General features: G+C 59.4%; 16 protein-coding genes. 6 read left to right on the top strand and 10 right to left on the bottom strand.

The window, feature by feature from the left end; all coding sequences use genetic code 11:
• Window positions 1–84: 84 nt before the first annotated feature.
• The 3 genes from BK662_RS18145 to BK662_RS18155 all read right to left on the bottom strand — a co-directional run bounded on the left by BK662_RS18145 (window position 85) and on the right by BK662_RS18155 (window position 3,142).
• Window positions 85–381, bottom strand: coding sequence for a winged helix-turn-helix domain-containing protein (locus BK662_RS18145; RefSeq protein WP_090178776.1), 297 nt, complete (start codon window positions 379–381; stop codon window positions 85–87).
• Between the two features lie 99 nt (window positions 382–480).
• Complete coding sequence (locus BK662_RS18150) at window positions 481–972, bottom strand: M48 metallopeptidase family protein (RefSeq protein WP_123359179.1); 492 nt, start codon at window positions 970–972, stop codon at window positions 481–483.
• A gap of 46 nt (window positions 973–1,018) precedes the next feature.
• A complete protein-coding gene (locus tag BK662_RS18155) occupies window positions 1,019–3,142 on the bottom strand; it encodes a putative bifunctional diguanylate cyclase/phosphodiesterase (protein ID WP_123359180.1) in 2,124 nt (707 codons plus the stop codon).
• A gap of 317 nt (window positions 3,143–3,459) precedes the next feature.
• Between BK662_RS18155 and BK662_RS18160 the strand changes: the two genes are divergently transcribed.
• Window positions 3,460–4,128: a polysaccharide lyase family 7 protein gene (locus BK662_RS18160; RefSeq protein WP_123359181.1), complete on the top strand. Its 669-nt coding sequence runs from the start codon at window positions 3,460–3,462 to the stop codon at window positions 4,126–4,128.
• 319 nt (window positions 4,129–4,447) lie between these two features.
• Here BK662_RS18160 and fba read toward each other — a convergent pair whose 3' ends face one another.
• The 6 genes from fba to tkt form a co-directional block, all read right to left on the bottom strand.
• Window positions 4,448–5,512 (bottom strand): class II fructose-bisphosphate aldolase, encoded by a 1,065-nt coding sequence (gene fba, locus BK662_RS18170; RefSeq protein WP_007894938.1) that lies wholly within the window; start codon window positions 5,510–5,512, stop codon window positions 4,448–4,450.
• A gap of 317 nt (window positions 5,513–5,829) precedes the next feature.
• Window positions 5,830–6,162 carry an MliC family protein gene (locus tag BK662_RS18180; protein WP_123359182.1) on the bottom strand — a complete coding sequence of 111 codons (333 nt, stop codon included), beginning with the start codon at window positions 6,160–6,162 and terminating at the stop codon, window positions 5,830–5,832.
• A gap of 56 nt (window positions 6,163–6,218) precedes the next feature.
• Window positions 6,219–6,440, bottom strand: coding sequence for a hypothetical protein (locus tag BK662_RS18185; protein ID WP_123359183.1), 222 nt, complete (start codon window positions 6,438–6,440; stop codon window positions 6,219–6,221).
• A 34-nt stretch (window positions 6,441–6,474) separates the two neighbouring features.
• Window positions 6,475–7,638, bottom strand: a complete 1,164-nt coding sequence (locus BK662_RS18190) for a phosphoglycerate kinase (protein ID WP_123359184.1) — start codon at window positions 7,636–7,638, stop codon at window positions 6,475–6,477.
• Between the two features lie 25 nt (window positions 7,639–7,663).
• Window positions 7,664–8,722, bottom strand: a complete 1,059-nt coding sequence (gene epd, locus BK662_RS18195; protein WP_123359185.1) for an erythrose-4-phosphate dehydrogenase — start codon at window positions 8,720–8,722, stop codon at window positions 7,664–7,666.
• 150 nt (window positions 8,723–8,872) lie between these two features.
• Window positions 8,873–10,870, bottom strand: coding sequence for a transketolase (gene tkt, locus BK662_RS18200; RefSeq protein WP_123359186.1), 1,998 nt, complete (start codon window positions 10,868–10,870; stop codon window positions 8,873–8,875).
• A 273-nt stretch (window positions 10,871–11,143) separates the two neighbouring features.
• Between tkt and BK662_RS18205 the strand changes: the two genes are divergently transcribed.
• From BK662_RS18205 to BK662_RS18220, 4 genes are all read left to right on the top strand, one after another.
• Window positions 11,144–12,139, top strand: coding sequence for an ArsR/SmtB family transcription factor (locus tag BK662_RS18205; RefSeq protein WP_123359187.1), 996 nt, complete (start codon window positions 11,144–11,146; stop codon window positions 12,137–12,139).
• Window positions 12,140–12,157: 18 nt separating this feature from the next.
• On the top strand, window positions 12,158–13,348 hold the full coding sequence (metK, locus tag BK662_RS18210) for a methionine adenosyltransferase (RefSeq protein WP_123359188.1): 1,191 nt from the start codon (window positions 12,158–12,160) through the stop codon (window positions 13,346–13,348).
• Between the two features lie 153 nt (window positions 13,349–13,501).
• Entirely contained in the window at window positions 13,502–15,181 is a 1,680-nt protein-coding gene (ligB, locus tag BK662_RS18215) for an NAD-dependent DNA ligase LigB (RefSeq protein WP_123359189.1), read from the top strand.
• 90 nt (window positions 15,182–15,271) lie between these two features.
• Complete coding sequence (locus BK662_RS18220; protein ID WP_123359190.1) at window positions 15,272–15,667, top strand: DUF1090 domain-containing protein; 396 nt, start codon at window positions 15,272–15,274, stop codon at window positions 15,665–15,667.
• A 65-nt stretch (window positions 15,668–15,732) separates the two neighbouring features.
• Here BK662_RS18220 and BK662_RS18225 read toward each other — a convergent pair whose 3' ends face one another.
• Window positions 15,733–16,182: a c-type cytochrome gene (locus BK662_RS18225; RefSeq protein WP_123359191.1), complete on the bottom strand. Its 450-nt coding sequence runs from the start codon at window positions 16,180–16,182 to the stop codon at window positions 15,733–15,735.
• 128 nt (window positions 16,183–16,310) lie between these two features.
• Between BK662_RS18225 and mltA the strand changes: the two genes are divergently transcribed.
• Window positions 16,311–17,483: a murein transglycosylase A gene (mltA, locus tag BK662_RS18230; RefSeq protein ID WP_123359192.1), complete on the top strand. Its 1,173-nt coding sequence runs from the start codon at window positions 16,311–16,313 to the stop codon at window positions 17,481–17,483.
• The last annotated feature ends 137 nt before the right edge of the window (window positions 17,484–17,620 follow it).

The raw sequence follows: 17,620 nt of genomic DNA on the forward strand, positions 1-17,620 counted from the left end.
GGTGTGAACCCTATCTATGTCACACAGAACCCACTGTGGGAGCGAGCCTGCTCGCGATGGCGTCAGCTGAAGCAACGCAGGAATTCAGGGATATTCCAACACCGCTTTAATCTGCCGCAGATTACGCTCGATCCACCCCCGATCAATCGCCCCCCACTCGCGAATCCGATAGCGCCCCGCATGGTTACGCGCGCCTTCTTCCTGCTCGAATTCACAAATGATATCCAGATCCGCCAATGCCGCGATGGTGTCCTGGGCCGTGCGCCGGGGCATGCCGGTGACTTCGGTCAACGCCGGGACGCTGCTGGCCAATCCGCTGTCGATCAGGTACGCCACGTATAACCGGCGGTAGAAGCTGCTCTTGGTCTTGCTCACGTCCATCCATGCGCTCCTTATTGAAGATCAAAAGATCGCAGCCTTCGGCAGCTCCTACGCGCCTGTGGGCGCTGTCGAAGGCTGCGATCTTTTGATCTTGATCTTCTATTGTATCTCCCGCCAAGTCAGGTATACCCGTAAATCGAACTCCACCTGGTGATACCCCGGCAACATGTGTTCGCACAGCTTGTAGAACGCCTTGTTGTGATCCGACTCTTTGAAGTGCGCCAACTCATGCACCACGATCATTTTCAGAAACTGCGGCGCCGCGTCCTTGAACAGCGAGGCGATGCGAATTTCTTTCTTGGCCTTGAGCTTGCCACCCTGCACTCGGGAAATCGCAGTGTGCAGGCCGAGCGCACGGTGGGTCAGGTCCAGACGGTTGTCGAATAACACTTTGTCGATAGCCGGAGCGTTACGCAGGTATTCCTGCTTGAGATCCAGGGCATAGGTGTACAGCGCCTTGTCGCTCTGCACCCCGTGCTTTTCTGGATACCGCTGGCTCAGGTAGTCACCCAGTCGACCTTCGGCGATCAGCTGGCGCACCTGGTCCTGCAAAGCAGCGGGATAGGCCTGGAGGTATTTCAACGCGGTCATTGGGGCGGCAACACGAGTCACGAAAAGGTCGCCAAGTGTAACGAATTCAACTCGTCAGCGCGCTCCAGTCGAACGGCTCGACAAAGTGACGGGTGTCCTCGGCCATCAGCGGTCGCGCGACCAGAAATCCCTGCACATACTGGCAACCGTTGGCTTGCAGCCATTCATATTGCGCCACCGTCTCCACCCCTTCAGCAATCACCAACAGACCGAACTGCTTGCACAGATCAATGACACTGCGTGCCAGCGCTGCATCCCGTTCGGAGCCCGGCAACCGGGCGATCAAATGCCGGTCGAGTTTGAGCGTGTCCAGTTCCAGGTCGCGCAAGTGCGCCAGCGAACAAACCCCGGAACCGAAGTCATCCAGCGCCACCCGCACCCCCAGATTACGCAGCAAACGCAGCTGCTTGCGGGTTTCATCGGGGTTAAGCATCAAGGCCTCTTCCGTGACCTCGACCTCCAGCTGCCGCGGCTTCAAACCATGGCGCTCCAGTACCTGACGCAGCTCGGTGACCAGGTTGGGCAAACCGAATTGCGTGCTGCTCAAACTGACGCCCAACACCAGATCTTCGGCAAACAAGGTTTCCCAGGCTTTTCGTTGCTTGGCCCCGCGATGGTAAATCCAGCTGCCCAGACGACTGATCAACCGCGCCTCTTCCAGCAACGGCAAAAACAGCCCCGGCGGTACATCGCCGACACTCGGATGCTGCCAGCGCAGCAACGCCTCGAACCCGCGAATTTGCCCATCGGCAATGGCCACCTGGGGCTGATACACCAGGTTGAAATCGCGGTTCTCGATGGCCGTGCGCACGCTCTCTTCGAGCATCAGCCGTGAGCGCGCCCGGCCATTCATTTCGTGATCGTAGAAGCGATATTGCTGACGCCCGGCGCGTTTGGCTTCATACATGGCGATGTCGGACGCGCGCATCAACCCGTCGAGATTAGCCCCGCAGTCGGGATAAGTGGCGATGCCGATACTGGCGCCCAAGGCGATGTCCATGCCTTCGATCTGCTGACAGATCGACACCCGCTCGATGAGCTTCTCGGCAATCTTCGCCGCTTGCTCGGGAAGCTCAAGATCCAGCAGCGCGGTGAACTCATCACCCCCCATCCGCGCCAGAATATCGAAGGGCCGCAGACACGCCTTCAATTGCTCGGACACCCAACGCAGCACCCGGTCGCCGGCATCGTGGCCGAGGGAATCATTGACCCGCTTGAAGCCGTCGAGGTCCAGGTACAACAGTACCCAGGTGCTGTCGGAGCGTTCGCCGCGCAGCAGCAGGTTTTCAACGGTCTGGTAGAAACCCCGGCGATTGAGCAGCCCGGTCAGCGGATCGGTCACCGCCTGGAACTCCAGCTGCTGATGCAGATGGCGCACCACCGACATGTCCAGCACCGTCACCACCATGGCGCGTTGTTCGGTGGGCAAAGGCGCGCAGGACAGCGCCACCGGCACTTGCTGGCCGGGCGCGGTACGCAGCAACGCATCGTGCAGGCGCAGGGTTTCACCGCGTTTGTAGCCGGCAAACAACTCGGAGTCGGCCCAGATCGGGATGTGCGGTTTTTGCAGGAAATCCAGAAACTCTTTGCCTTGCAGTTCATGCACCGTGGCATTGAGCAGGCGAGACATCGCCGGGTTGGCAAAGCGAATCAGCCCATCCTCCCCCACCACCAGAATGCCTTCGGCGGCGTTATCCAGCACCGAGGCATTGAAGGCTCTGGCGACTTCCAGGTCATGGCTCAACTGCTGCAAGGCACGGCGATTACGCTGATGCTCGAGCAGCGCCTGGACTTTAGGCTTGAGAATTTGCGGGTCGAACGGTTTGAACAGGTAATCCACCGCGCCACTGGCGTAGCCCTTGATCACGGCGTCCTGGGATTGTTCGTTGGCGGTAAGGAAAATGATCGGCGTGAGGCGGGTTCGCTGGCTGCCACGCATCAAGCGCGCCACTTCAAAACCGTCCATACCTGGCATCTGCACATCCAGCAGCACCAGGTCGACGTCGTGTTCGAGCAACAGGCTGAGCGCTTCAAAGCCGGAAGCCGCGGTGATGACCTGCCAGTCCTGGCGCTGTAACAACGCGCGCATGCTGATCAGGTTTTCGGGGTAATCATCAACAATTAAAAGGATTGAGCTGCCTTCAGCTGGCGTAAGTTGTGCGCATTCCATGCTGCATCTCTTGTTCGGGACCTCAGGCCGGTCTCTTGTGAAAACCGGACACATAGTGCGACTTCACTCTAGACCCGGATACGCGAAAGCAGAAGCCGCCGATACGCCATCACTTCAGTAAAGTTTCACATAGCCGACTAACGGTCAGTCCTACAGCCCCCGTAAACCGGGAAAGATGGCATTTCGACAGGATGTTGACGTCAACCATCTGCCAAACGGGCATTAACAAACAACCGTTCTACGCTTATAAAGACGGCCCCGAAGGCGCGCGCTAGAGCTTCTGGCACGTGCGTACAGAAAAAAGTGGAAGCTCGAATATGATCGATCTCGCAACCTGGAACCTCAGCGTTCCTGTCGGCAGTCCGCCGTATACCGTTGAAACAACCAAACTGGTGGACGGCTTCAAGGATCAATACTTCCACTCCGACACCGGCACCTTGTTTTTCTGGTCCCCGGTAACCGGCACCCGCACTGAAAACGCAATCTACCCTCGCACCGAACTGCGCGAAACCTACAGCAATGGCACGCTGAAAAACTGGTACTACCCCGACGCGGACAACTCCCTGCGTGCGACCCTTACGGTCAGCAAGGTACCCAGCTCGGGCAAGATCGTTATTGGCCAGATCCACGCCTACAACAGCCAGAAGCCCATGGTGAAGCTCGAATATCAATACAAGGACTCCAGCGCGACCGGAAACATCGTCGCCAAAGTCCGCATGCACCCCGACGACGACACCGCCCGGGTCATCACCCTTGCCACCGGCGTGAAACTCGATCGGGAATTTTCCTACCTCATCCACCTCAGCCCCGGCGGTGCATTGGGCATCAGTGCGGCGGGCTACCAGTGGGACACCGACATCAGCGCGATGTGGCGTGATAAACCGCTGTACTTCAAGGCCGGCGTCTATGTGCAGGACAACACCGGGTACACCACTGAAGGCGGGGAAGTGACGTTCAGCAAGCTGGATATCGATCACGATACGTAATCCCTGAAAGATCGCAGCCTGCGGCAGCTCCTACGGGTTACGTGACCTCTGTAGGAGCTGCCGAAGGCTGCGATCTTTTGATCTCAAGCGATGCAACCGTCCTACACCCGGATGTGTTTCGGGTGATTGAACCGCGCGGGTTTGACGAGAAATCGAACCGCTGAAACAAGATCAATGTCACCTATATCGGACTTTTCCGCCTGAATCCTTACAAGGTGACATTTGATTCGCTGAGCACAAGCTGCGCCGCGTAAATCTCCGCCCATAAAAAACCCGCCTCACGGCGGGTTTTTCATCAGCGGCGGTTTCTCGCTCAGGCTTAGTTAACCTTAGCGTTCAACTCACCTTTCAGGTAACGCTGGTACATCGCTTCCAACGAGATCGGCTTGATCTTCGAAGCATTACCCGCCGTACCAAACTGCTCATAACGTGCAATACACACATCACGCATAGCAGTCACGGTCGCGCCGAAGAACTTACGCGGGTCGAACTCGCTAGGGTTGGTAGCCATCAGGCGACGCATCGCGCCGGTGGATGCCAGACGCAGGTCGGTATCGATGTTGACCTTGCGCACGCCGTGCTTGATGCCTTCGACGATTTCTTCAACCGGTACGCCGTAGGTTTCTTTGATGTCGCCGCCGTACTGGTTGATGATCGCCAGCCACTCTTGCGGAACCGAAGACGAACCGTGCATCACCAGGTGGGTGTTCGGGATGCGCTTGTGGATTTCTTTGATGCGGTCGATGGCCAGCACGTCGCCGGTAGGTGGCTTGGTGAACTTGTAAGCGCCGTGGCTGGTGCCGATGGCGATGGCCAGGGCATCGACCTGGGTGCGTTTGACGAAGTCAGCGGCTTCTTCCGGGTCGGTCAGCATTTGGCTGTGATCCAGAACGCCTTCGGCGCCGATGCCGTCTTCTTCACCGGCCATGCCGGTTTCCAGCGAACCCAGGCAGCCCAGCTCGCCTTCTACCGAAACGCCGCAGGCGTGAGCCATGGCCACGGTTTGTTGGGTAACGCGGACGTTGTAGTCGTAGTCAGTCGGGGTCTTGCCGTCTTCGCCGAGGGAGCCGTCCATCATCACCGAGCTGAAGCCCAGTTGAATGGAGCGCTGGCAGACGTCAGGGCTGGTGCCGTGGTCCTGGTGCATGCACACCGGGATGTGCGGGAATTCTTCGATTGCCGCCAGGATCAGGTGACGCAGGAACGGTGCACCGGCGTATTTGCGAGCACCGGCCGAAGCCTGGACGATCACCGGGGAGTCAGTCTTGTCAGCGGCTTCCATGATGGCGCGCATCTGCTCAAGGTTGTTGACGTTGAAGGCTGGAACGCCGTAGCCGAACTCGGCTGCGTGGTCCAGCATCTGGCGCATGCTGATAAGTGCCATTGTGTGTGTCTCTCCCGGTTGAGGGTCGTTAATCGTGCCAGCCTGCCGTAGCGGCGGCGGCTATTCAAGTTATTGCAGATCGGGGGTAGGCCCGGGCTGCGAATTCGGTGATGCAAAAAACCTTGTATCGCTGAAACTTTGTGGCGAGGGGGCTTGCCCCCGTTCGGCTGCGAAGCAGTCGCAAATCGGATGACGCGGTCTAACTGAAATACCGCATCCGCTGGCTTCGGGAGCGCTTCGCACTCCAACGGGGGCAAGCCCCCTCGCCACAAAAGCCCGCTCCCACATTTGGATCGCTGTGAATCAAATCAATCGTCTTACTCGGCTTTACAACCGCGGCCGATCAAATCATTGGTGGTGACCCAGTACACCAGGCCTTCCTCACCTTTTACGTGAAACGCCAGCATGTCGTTGCTGTACAGCGAACCTTCGGCGCCCGGTTCAAGCTTCAAACGGTAGACCTGATCGGCACCGCCCAGGCGAACGTCGACTTCCTTGCGGCTGACCTCAGTGTAGCGCCAGAGCACTTTGGCCTGGCTGTCGCAGGTCCAGGTGGTCCAGCTGTCCGCTGGCTCGGCAGCGTTGAACAGGTTCAAATTGGCGCAACCTGCCAGCAATGCCAGTGCCGCAACGGCGATAAAGCGTTTCATCCGTGTTCCTCGACTGACAGCGCACGCTGCCAGCCTTGAGTAAAGAGTCAGACCCCTCAAGGACAACCATGTTCCTTGGCCGGGGTCTGTGTCTCGTATTTGTCCAGCCCATCCGGCCCGGAACGCTTGTTGATCACCGGGTTGGTTTCCGCTTGCCAGTCGGCCTGGTAGCAGCCTTTTTCCTGTGTTTGCGGGGCGGGTTCCGGCGTGGCTTTCGGGTTACTCCCGCAAGCTGCCAGCATACCCGCGGTGATCAACAGCATTAATGTCCTGACCATGTGAACACTCCTTTGCCTGGTCAAATGCGCGGCCTCAGGCCTTGACCCGGCTTTCCAGGACTTCAACGGCCGGCAGCACTTTGCCTTCGACGAATTCGAGGAACGCGCCGCCGCCGGTAGAAATGTAGGAGATCTGCTCGGCAACGCCATACTTATCGATGGCCGCCAGGGTGTCGCCGCCGCCAGCGATGGAGAACGCCGAGCTTTCGGCGATGGCCTGGGCCAGCACTTTGGTGCCGTTACCGAACTGGTCGAATTCAAACACGCCCACCGGGCCGTTCCACAGAATGGTCTTGGACGACTTCAACAGCTCGGCGAAATTCGCCGCGGTCTGTGGGCCGATGTCCAGGATCATGTCGTCGGCGGCCACGTCGGCAATCAGCTTGACGGTCGCGGTCGCGCTTTCAGCGAATTCCTTGGCGACCACTACGTCCACCGGCAGGGGCACGCTGACTTTGGCAGCGATTTCACGGGCGGTGTCCAACAGGTCTGGCTCGTACAGGGATTTGCCGACCGGGTGACCGGCGGCGGCCAGGAAGGTGTTGGCGATGCCGCCGCCGACGATCAACTGGTTGCAGATCTGGCTCAGGCTGTTGAGCACGTCGAGTTTGGTCGACACTTTGGAACCGGCAACGATAGCGGCCATTGGCTGGGCCGGGGCGCCCAGGGCCTTGCCCAGTGCGTCCAGTTCGGCGGCCAGCAACGGGCCGGCGGCAGCGACTTTGGCGAACTTGGCCACGCCATGGGTCGAACCCTCGGCGCGGTGAGCGGTGCCGAAGGCGTCCATCACAAACACGTCGCACAGGGCCGCATATTGCTTGGCCAGTTCGTCAGCGTTCTTTTTCTCGCCCTTGTTGAAGCGCACGTTTTCGAACAGCACGATGTCGCCGGCTTTCACGTCGACGCCGCCCAGGTAATCGGACACCAGCGGCACTTCGCGGCCCAGCGCCTTGCTCAGGTAGTCAGCGACTGGCTTGAGGCTGTTCTCGGCCGAGAACTCGCCTTCGGTCGGACGGCCAAGGTGCGAGCAGACCATCACAGCCGCGCCTTTTTCCAGGGCCAGCTTGATGGTCGGCAGCGAAGCCAGGATTCGCGCATCGCTGGTGACAACACCGTCCTTGACTGGGACGTTGAGGTCTTCGCGGATGAGTACGCGCTTACCTTGCAGATCGAGGTCGGTCATCTTCAACACGGTCATGGGTCGCAATTCCTGGATAGCTGTTTTAGAGAGCAGGTTTTGTGGAAATAGCTGTTTGCAGATAGTGCTCTGCAACGTCCAGCATTCGATTGGCAAAACCCCATTCGTTGTCGAACCAGGCCAGGATGTTTACCAGCCGTGGGCCGGAAACGCGGGTCTGACTGGCATCGACGATGGCCGAATGTGGGTCATGATTAAAATCACAACTGGCGTGAGGCAACTCGGTGTAGGCCAGAAGGCCCTTGAGCGGGCCATGGGTGGCGGCCTCGCGCAGAATCCGGTTGACCTCGGTGGCGTCGGTATCACTTACGGTCTGCATCGTAATGTCGAGGCAGGACACGTTAACCGTCGGCACCCGCACGGCTTTGGCCTGAATTCGCCCGGCAAGTTCCGGCAGCAGGCGTTCGATGCCTCGCGCCAGACCAGTGGACACCGGAATCACCGACTGGAACGCCGAACGGGTGCGGCGCAGGTCTTCATGGTGATAGGCATCAATAACCGGTTGATCGTTCATCGCCGAATGGATGGTGGTGATCGACACGTATTCCAGACCAATGGCCTGATCCAGCAAGCGCAACAGCGGCACACCGCAATTGGTGGTGCAGGAGGCGTTGGATACCAGTCGTTCGTCGCCGGTCAGGCAATCCTGGTTCACACCGTAGACGATGGTAGCGTCGACATCCGCCTCGCTGGCCATCGGCTGGGAGAACAGCACCCGTGGCGCACCGGCGTCGAGGAACCGCTGGCCATCCTGACGGGTGTGGTAAGCGCCGGAGCACTCCAGCACCAGATCGACGCCCAGTGACGCCCAATCGATGCCTTCGGGGGTGGCACTGCGCAGGACCTTCACGCAGTCGCCATTAATATGCAGACAATCGCCCTCGACCTTCACTTCGCCGGGAAACCGCCCGTGAGTGGAGTCGAAGCGTGTCAGGTATTCGATGCTGGCCATGTCGGCCAGGTCGTTGATCGCGACAATTTCAAACCCAGCCGTCGAGCCTCGCTCAAACAACGCACGCAAGACGCAACGACCAATCCGGCCGTAGCCGTTGAGTGCAACTTTGTAAGGACGCGGTTGAGGCATGGGGTTCTCGATTACCGTGGTGAATCCTTTGATTCAGTATCGCCTGAACCGACGCTATCGCGAGCAGGCTCGCTCCCACAGGATTTATGCAGCCCTTGTGGGAGCGAGCCTGCTCGCGATGGCGTCAGCTCGGACGACACATTTTCTGGATCAGTCTTCCAGCAGCTCTTCAGCCTGACCCAGGATGTTTTCCAGGGTGAAGCCGAACTCTTCGAACAAGGCAGGCGCAGGCGCCGACTCGCCGTAGGTGGTCATGCCGATCACGCGGCCTTCCAGGCCCACGTACTTGTACCAGTAGTCCGCATGGGCGGCCTCGATGGCGATACGGGCGCTGACCTGCAACGGCAGAACCGCTTGCTTGTAGCCAGCATCCTGGGCTTCGAAGACGCTGGTGCATGGCATCGAAACAACACGCACCTTGCGGCCTTGCTCGGTCAGTTTGTCGAAGGCTTGAACGGCCAGGCCGACTTCCGAACCGGTGGCGATCAGGATCAGCTCAGGCTCGCCTGCGCAGTCTTTCAGCACGTAGCCGCCGCGATTGATGCACTCGATCTGCACGGCATCACGGGTTTGGTGCTGCAGGTTCTGACGGGAGAAGATCAGTGCCGACGGACCATCGTCACGCTCCAGAGCGCATTTCCAGGCCACCGCCGATTCAACGGCATCGGCTGGACGCCAGGTGTCGAGGTTCGGCGTGCAGCGCAGGCTGGCCAGTTGCTCGATCGGCTGGTGAGTCGGGCCGTCTTCGCCCAGACCGATGGAGTCGTGGGTGAACACATAGATGATGCGTTTCTTCATCAGCGCCGACATGCGCACTGCGTTGCGGGCGTATTCCATGAACATCAGGAAGGTCGCGCCGTAAGGCACCAGGCCGCCGTGCAGGGCGACGCCGTTCATGATCGCGCTCATGCCGAACTCGCGAACGCCGTAGTACATGTAGTTGCCGCTGGCGTCTTCGGCGGTGACGCCTTTGCAACCTTTCCACAGGGTCAGGTTGGAACCGGCCAGGTCAGCCGAACCGCCGAGCAGTTCCGGCAGCAACGGGCCGAACGCATTCAGGGCGTTCTGGCTGGCTTTACGGCTGGCGATGGTTTCGCCCTTGGCCGCGACTTCAGCGATATACGCCGAGGCTTTTTCAGCGAAGTCAGTCGGCAGATCACCGCTCAGACGACGAACCAGTTCGTTGGCCAGCTCCGGGAAAGCAGCGGAGTAAGCAGCGAAGCGCTGATCCCACTCGGCTTCGGCAGCGCGACCGGCTTCCTTGGCATCCCACTCGGCATAGATGTTGGCCGGGATTTCGAACGGGCCGTGGTTCCACTTCAGTGCTTCACGGGTCAGGGCGATTTCCGCGTCACCCAATGGGGCGCCGTGGCAGTCTTCCTTGCCTTGCTTGTTCGGCGAACCGAAACCGATGGTGGTCTTGCAGCAGATCAGCGTCGGTTGCTCGCTTTTGCGCGCAGTTTCGATGGCGATCTTGATTTCTTCCGGGTCGTGACCGTCAACGTTGCGGATCACTTGCCAGTTGTAGGATTCGAAACGCTTCGGCGTGTCGTCGGTGAACCAGCCTTCGACTTCGCCGTCGATGGAGATACCGTTGTCATCGTAGAAGGCGATCAGTTTGCCCAGGCCCAAGGTGCCGGCCAGGGAGCTGACTTCGTGGGAAATGCCTTCCATCATGCAGCCATCACCCAGGAACACGTAGGTGTGGTGGTCGACGACGTTATGGCCGGGACGGTTGAACTGCGCCGCCAGGACTTTTTCCGCCAGGGCGAAACCCACGGCGTTGGCCAGGCCTTGGCCCAGTGGACCGGTGGTGGTTTCGACGCCCGGGGTGTAGCCGTATTCCGGGTGACCCGGGGTGCGGCTGTGCAGTTGGCGGAAGTTCTTCAGGTCATCGATCGACAGATCGTAGCCGGTCAGGTGCAGCAGCGAGTAGATCAACATCGAGCCGTGACCGTTGGACAGCACGAAGCGGTCACGGTCGGCGAACGATGGATTGCTCGGGTTGTGCTTCAGGTAGTCACGCCAAAGTACTTCGGCGATATCCGCCATACCCATAGGGGCACCGGGATGGCCGCTGTTGGCTTTTTGCACGGCATCCATGCTGAGGGCACGAATGGCGTTGGCACGCTCACGACGGCTGGGCATCGCTGTTCTCCTGCGGATATTGAATCGAGAGTGAATAAAACGAAACGGAAAAAAGGCGAGCATTTTCCCTCACCGACCGCCTTCGGGGCAATGACAGATAGTCATCCGAAGACGTTTTTCCAATGGATAACGACGTATTCGACGGGTGAAACCTTTCCGCCGTTCGTTTGCTGACTGAACCTAACGCTGAGAAGTGCCATCTATCGAGCAATATCAAAACTTTTTGATATTGCTCTTGCGGTGATTTCTGAGCGTCACTAGACTGCTGGCCTTATGAATTTACGCGTGCCTTCCATTCGACATGACGATTGCGATGAGCTGGCGGCCCTGTGCAAGGCCGGCGGCGATCCTCTGCGGCTGAATGTATTGCGCGCGCTGGCCAACGACTCGTTCGGCGTACTGGAACTGGCGCAGATCTTCGGCATCGGTCAGTCCGGCATGAGTCATCACCTCAAGGTTTTGGCCCAGGCCGACCTGGTGGCGACCCGTCGTGAAGGCAATGCGATTTTCTACCGTCGCGCCCTGCCCCACACCGATCTGCTGGGCGGCAAGCTGCATACCGCGCTGCTCGAAGAAGTGGACAACCTGACCCTGCCGACTGACGTTCAGTCGCGGATCGGTCAGGTCCATGGACAGCGGGCGGCGGCCAGCCAGGACTTTTTCTCACGGGTCGCGGAGAAGTTTCGCGCTCAGCAAGACTTGATCGCCGGCCTGCCGCAATACCGCGAAAGCGTGGTGGCACTGCTCGACAAGTTGAGTTTCGGCCCCGGCGCCACAGCCATCGAAGTGGGCCCTGGCGATGGCGGTTTTCTGCCGGAGCTGGCGCGTCGTTTCGCTCAGGTCACGGCGCTGGACAACAGCCCGGCAATGCTCGATCTGGCCCGTCAGGTCTGCGAACGTGAAACGCTGGCTAACGTCAGCCTGCAATTGGCCGATGCATTGAACGGTGTAAGCCTCAAGGCTGATTGCGTTGTACTGAACATGGTACTGCACCATTTCGCCGCCCCGGCCGAAGCACTCAAGCACATGGCCGACTTGCTGCAACCGGGCGGTAGCCTGCTCGTGACAGAGTTATGTAGCCACAACCAGAGTTGGGCCAGGGAGGCCTGCGGTGATCTCTGGTTGGGGTTTGAACAGGACGATCTGGCCCGTTGGGCCACCGCTGCGGGACTCGTTCCCGGGGAAAGCCTCTATGTAGGCTTACGTAATGGTTTCCAGATTCAGGTCCGCCATTTTCAGCGACCGGCTGGCGACACTCACCATCGGTAAATTCAGGAAAAAATCGAGATGAGCGAATACTCCCTCTTCACCTCCGAGTCCGTGTCCGAAGGGCATCCGGACAAAATCGCCGACCAGATTTCCGATGCGGTGCTGGACGCCATCATTGCTGAAGACAAGTTCGCCCGCGTGGCGTGCGAAACTCTGGTGAAAACCGGCGTGGCAATCATCGCAGGTGAAGTCACCACGTCGGCCTGGGTCGATCTGGAAGACATCGTCCGTAACGTGATTCTCGACATCGGCTATAACAGCTCCAATGTCGGCTTCGACGGTGCGACCTGCGGCGTGATGAATATCATCGGCAAGCAGTCCCCTGACATCAACCAGGGTGTTGATCGTGCCAAGCCTGAAGACCAGGGCGCCGGCGACCAGGGCCTGATGTTCGGCTACGCCAGCAACGAAACCGACGTGCTGATGCCAGCACCGATCACCTTCTCGCACCAGCTGGTTCAACGTCAGGCCGAAGCCCGTAAATCCGGCCTGCTGCCTTGGCTGCGCCCGGACGCCAAGTCGCAAGTGACTTGCCGTTACGAAGGCGGCAAGGTTGTCGGTATCGACGCCGTTGTACTGTCGACCCAGCACAACCCTGAAGTGTCGTACAAAGACCTGCGCGAAGGCGTGATGGAACTGATCGTCAAGCACGTACTGCCTGCCGAACTGCTGTCCAAGGACACCCAGTTCCACATCAACCCGACCGGCCAATTCATCATCGGTGGCCCGGTGGGCGACTGCGGCCTGACAGGTCGCAAGATCATCGTCGACAGCTACGGCGGCATGGCCCGTCACGGCGGTGGCGCGTTCTCCGGCAAGGATCCATCGAAGGTTGACCGTTCGGCGGCCTACGCCGGTCGTTACGTGGCCAAGAACATCGTCGCTGCCGGCCTGGCCGAGCGTTGCGAGATCCAGGTTTCCTACGCGATCGGTGTTGCCCAGCCTACGTCGATTTCGTTGAACACCTTCGGCACCGGCAAAATCAGCGACGACAAGATCGTCAAACTGGTTCGCGAAGTGTTCGACCTGCGTCCATACGCAATCACCACCATGCTCGACCTGCTGCACCCGATGTACCAGGAAACCGCTGCGTACGGCCACTTCGGCCGCACTCCGGCAACCAAGACTGTGGGCGAAGATACGTTCACCACCTTCACTTGGGAAAAAACCGACCGCGCCGACGACCTGCGTGTCGCGGCCGGCCTGTAAGACTTCCCCGGCAATACCCAAAGCCCCGCACGGTTCGCCGTGCGGGGCTTTTTCATGGAAAAGAACTTGGAAACACACAGAATTACACCTTTGCAACCCACACCTGAAAACTGACTAGCCTTGAAAGCATCCCAACGAGCAAGGACGCTCTCGATGCTGCCCAACCTGCGCCTGTTTTTCGGTTTCCTGCTGACCTTCACCTGCCTGACCACCAATGCCGCCGAATGCCCCGACTGGCCGCCTGCCCGCGCGCAGGAAGAAATCACAACTCTGCAACTGCAAATCGATCGCTGGGACGACAGCTACCACCGTGAAGGCCAGTCGCTGATCGCCGACGAACTCTACGATCAGTCCCGTGCGCAACTGACCGAATGGCGCGAGTGTTTTGATTCAGGGCCCTCCGCCGAACCATTGCGTACGGCCGGCGGAACGCTAGCTCACCCCATCGCCCACACCGGCCTGGAAAAACTGCGCGATGGGCGCGCCGTCGAAGCCTGGCTAAAAGATCGGGCAGAGGTCTGGATTCAGCCCAAGGTCGACGGCGTGGCGGTGACGTTGATCTATCGCAACGGCTGGTTGCACCGGGCAATCAGTCGGGGAGACGGAGTGAACGGCCAGGACTGGACTGCCTCGGCGCGCCAGATCGCCGCCATCCCTCAAAAGCTTTCGCAACCGCTGGACCTGCTGCTGCAAGGCGAACTCTATTGGCGCCTGACCGAACACATACAAGCCCAGGCCGGCAGCCTCAATGCCCGCGCCACAGTGGCCGGATTGATGGCGCGCAAGGCGCTGAGCCCTGAGCAAGCCGCCGGTATCGGGTTGTTTGTCTGGGACTGGCCGCAAGGCCCGAAAAATCTGCCCGACCGGGTGGCGGCTCTGGATAAGCTGGGGTTCCCGAGCACAACGCCATACAGTCAGCCGATCGAGGCATTTGCCGATGCTGAGCGCTGGCGCGATCACTGGTATCGCGCCCCCCTGCCCTTTGCCAGCGATGGGGTCGTGTTGCGTCAGAGCCAACGCCCACCGACCGAGCGCTGGCAAGCGAAAACGCCTTACTGGAGCGTCGCCTGGAAATACCCTTTTGCTCAGGCGCTGGCCGAGGTGCGCAAGGTCCACTTCAAGATTGGACGAACCGGCCGGATCACACCGGTGCTGGATCTGGTACCGGTGATGCTCGATGACCGACAGATCAGACGCGTGAGTGTCAGCTCCCTGCAACGCTGGGAAGCGCTGGATATTCGCCCGGGCGATCAGGTCGCCATCAGCCTGGCGGGGCTGACCATTCCCAGGCTCGATGGGGTCGTATTGCGTAGCACCGAACGTCCGGTTTTGAATGTACCGATGGCAGCAGACTTTCATTCTTTAAGCTGCTGGCAGCCAACATCCGGATGCGAAAGCCAATTCCTCGCACGCCTGACCTGGCTCAGCGGTAAACAGGGGCTGGCATTGCCTCATATCGGGCCAGGCACCTGGGAGAAGCTGCTCAAGGCCGAACGTCTCGGCAGTCTGCTCGATTGGATGACCCTCGATGGGCAAGAGCTTGCTAACATTGACGGCTTCGGCGAGCGCAGCAGTGCTCGTCTTTTGAACAGTTTCAACAGCGCCCGGCAACGCCCATTCGCTCGCTGGCTCAAAGCTCTGGGTTTGCCGCCAACTGGCCAGGCACGCCTCGCCGATACATGGCAGGCGCTGGCACAACGAACCACCGAACAATGGCAGGCCGAGGCCGGCATCGGCCCGGGACGCGCAGCGCAGTTGAGCGCATTTTTTCGCGACCCGCAGGTCCTGGCCTTGAGTGAAACATTACGTGTTGCCGGGATTGACGGTTTCTAGACGCCAGCGCTGCCTGAGAACCGGGAACCCAAAGGTGCCGATGCGCTCAAACAGCCCATCGCTACATCGACTTTTTCATCTGGAGCTTTTATGAAACTTCTTTCACCGCTCGCCGTGTTGACCCTGTGCAGCGTGATGGCCGCTCCATTGATGGCCGACGAAGATGCCCCGGGCCTGACCGACTGCGCCGCCAAAAAACAAGGCATCATCAACCAGATCGAGCTGGCCAAGTCCCGCGGCAACGCCGATCAACAGGCTGGCCTGGAAACCGCCCTGAACGAAGTTACTGCCCATTGCACCGACGCTTCCTTGAAGAAGGAACGGGAAAACAAAGTGCTCGACGCCAAGCACGAAGTCAGCACGCGTCAGGCCGATCTCGATAAGGCGATGAAAAAAGGCGACGCCGAGAAAATCAACAAGCGCAAAGACAAACTGGCTCAATCGCGCAAGGAATTGCAGGAAGCGCTGGATGAGCTGGATAAGTAAAAAGATCTTTCAAGATTAAAAGATCGCAGCCTTCGGCAGCTCCTACCCTGCGATCTTTTCTGCAATCAATGATCCCGAAACTCTTTATGGCACGCACTGCAGGCATCTTCGACTTTCTGCACCGCCGGCCCCAGGTTGCTGACCTTGTAAGGCTGAACCTTGCTGGCAATCACCAGTTCACCGGTGGCGCCTTCAAGGGTGCGGGCCATTTCCTGGAAGCGCGCCTGCTTCTGCCAGACATCATCCTTGGCGCTGGAGTGATCCTCTTCGCGCACCTGCGGGAAATGTTTCCAAGGCTCATGGGACAACGCATCAAGCTTCACCGCGCCGTCGGCGAATTTCGGGCCATCGAACGGAATACGCCCACGCAACATACCGCCCAGGTCTTCGCCGGTCTTGAGCATCTGCTTGAAAATCGCCTTGCGCTGACCCAGCGGCGAGTTCGGATCGACACCACCGCAGGCGGACAAGGTCAGGCAGGCCAGCAATACAACAGAAAGTCTTTTAAGAGTCATGGTGGCTTCAGGTCACTGGAAACGGCGGCCAGTATCCTCGCGTCACCGGCAAAGACCAATAGCCCTATTATCAATACGGGTTGTTTGAGCGCATGGAGCACTCAGGCAACCGACAAAGGAATTACTCCATGAACAGCCGTTTCAAGGCATGGCGTCACAACCTGACCTGGACCCTTCCGATGGTGGCCGTGCTTGCGGGTTGCACCGGTGGAGACAGCAGCGCACCGAAAACCCACGCACTGGCGACCTACTCCAGCGCCACCTGGGAAGCACTTCCGGCGGTGTCCGACAATGACCTCGTCGCCGGCTTCGGCTCGTGGCGCAGCGCCTGCAGCCGACTCAAAGCCGACCCGGTATGGGGCGGCACCTGTGCGGCTTCCGCCAATGTGCAGCCGACCGCCAATGACATCCGCGGTTTTCTCAAACAGAACCTGGACGTCTATGGCCTGCGTGCCGCCAATGACAACCCCAACGGTCTGATTACCGGTTACTACGAACCGGTGTACCCCGGCAGCCTGACTCAGACCGAGGAAGCCAGCATCCCGGTGTACGGTGTACCCGAGGATATGATCATCGTCTCGCTGGACAGTATCTACCCGGAACTCAAAGGCAAACGCCTGCGCGGAAGACTCGAAGGTCGCGTGCTCAAGCCGTACGACGACGCGGCAACGATTGAAACCAAAGGCGTGAAAGCACCGGTGATTGCCTGGCTGACCGACCCGATGAACCTGCAGTTCCTGCAGATCCAAGGCTCGGGTCGCATCCAGCTTGATGACGGTCGTCAATTGCGCATCGGTTACGCCGATCAGAACGGCCACCCGTATCGACCCATTGGCCGCTGGCTGGTGGACCAGGGTGAACTGAAGAAAGAAGACGTGACCATGGGCGCTATCAGCACCTGGGCCAAGGCCAATCCGATGCGCATCCCCGAACTGCTTGGCAGCAATCCCAGCTACGTGTTCTTCACCCGCAACCCCGACAGCAACGAAGGGCCGCGCGGTTCGCTGAATGTACCGCTGACCGCAGGTTATAGCGCGGCGGTAGACCGCAAGGTGATTCCGCTCGGCAGTCTGTTGTGGTTATCGACCACACGCCCGGACGGCAGCGCATTGGTACGTCCGGTGGCCGCGCAAGATACTGGCGGCGCAATTGCCGGCGAGGTCCGCGCGGACCTGTTCTGGGGCACAGGCGAGGCGGCCGGGCAATTAGCCGGCGACATGAAACAGCAAGGGCAGATCTGGATGCTTTGGCCTAAAGGGGCAGCGTTGCCTCAGGTGCCGCAAGTGGCTGACAAACTTTAAAAGCAAAGATCGCAGGCTTCGCCAGCTCCTACATTGACCGCGTTCGTCGCAATATCGCGGATGAACATCGATCCCTGTAGGAGCTAATGCTGTTCACTTAAGTGGAGCAGCCTTACGATCCACTGGAAACCGGGTCT

It is taken from the genome of Pseudomonas frederiksbergensis (genome assembly GCF_003732275.1).
GTDB lineage: Bacteria > Pseudomonadota > Gammaproteobacteria > Pseudomonadales > Pseudomonadaceae > Aquipseudomonas > Aquipseudomonas frederiksbergensis_H.

Bases quoted from the DNA above. Each gene is read 5' to 3' on its own strand.
- BK662_RS18205 (WP_123359187.1), top strand. From the start codon at position 11,144: ATGAATTTACGCGTGCCTTCCATTCGACATGACGATTGCGATGAGCTG.
- BK662_RS18155 (WP_123359180.1), bottom strand. From the start codon at position 3,142: ATGGAATGCGCACAACTTACGCCAGCTGAAGGCAGCTCAATCCTTTTA.
- BK662_RS18220 (WP_123359190.1), top strand. From the start codon at position 15,272: ATGAAACTTCTTTCACCGCTCGCCGTGTTGACCCTGTGCAGCGTGATG.
- BK662_RS18185 (WP_123359183.1), bottom strand. From the start codon at position 6,440: ATGGTCAGGACATTAATGCTGTTGATCACCGCGGGTATGCTGGCAGCT.
- epd (WP_123359185.1), bottom strand. From the start codon at position 8,722: ATGCCTCAACCGCGTCCTTACAAAGTTGCACTCAACGGCTACGGCCGG.
- metK (WP_123359188.1), top strand. From the start codon at position 12,158: ATGAGCGAATACTCCCTCTTCACCTCCGAGTCCGTGTCCGAAGGGCAT.
- BK662_RS18145 (WP_090178776.1), bottom strand. From the start codon at position 381: ATGGACGTGAGCAAGACCAAGAGCAGCTTCTACCGCCGGTTATACGTG.
- BK662_RS18160 (WP_123359181.1), top strand. From the start codon at position 3,460: ATGATCGATCTCGCAACCTGGAACCTCAGCGTTCCTGTCGGCAGTCCG.
- ligB (WP_123359189.1), top strand. From the start codon at position 13,502: ATGCTGCCCAACCTGCGCCTGTTTTTCGGTTTCCTGCTGACCTTCACC.
- BK662_RS18225 (WP_123359191.1), bottom strand. From the start codon at position 16,182: ATGACTCTTAAAAGACTTTCTGTTGTATTGCTGGCCTGCCTGACCTTG.
- BK662_RS18180 (WP_123359182.1), bottom strand. From the start codon at position 6,162: ATGAAACGCTTTATCGCCGTTGCGGCACTGGCATTGCTGGCAGGTTGC.
- BK662_RS18190 (WP_123359184.1), bottom strand. From the start codon at position 7,638: ATGACCGTGTTGAAGATGACCGACCTCGATCTGCAAGGTAAGCGCGTA.
- BK662_RS18150 (WP_123359179.1), bottom strand. From the start codon at position 972: ATGACCGCGTTGAAATACCTCCAGGCCTATCCCGCTGCTTTGCAGGAC.
- fba (WP_007894938.1), bottom strand. From the start codon at position 5,512: ATGGCACTTATCAGCATGCGCCAGATGCTGGACCACGCAGCCGAGTTC.
- mltA (WP_123359192.1), top strand. From the start codon at position 16,311: ATGAACAGCCGTTTCAAGGCATGGCGTCACAACCTGACCTGGACCCTT.
- tkt (WP_123359186.1), bottom strand. From the start codon at position 10,870: ATGCCCAGCCGTCGTGAGCGTGCCAACGCCATTCGTGCCCTCAGCATG.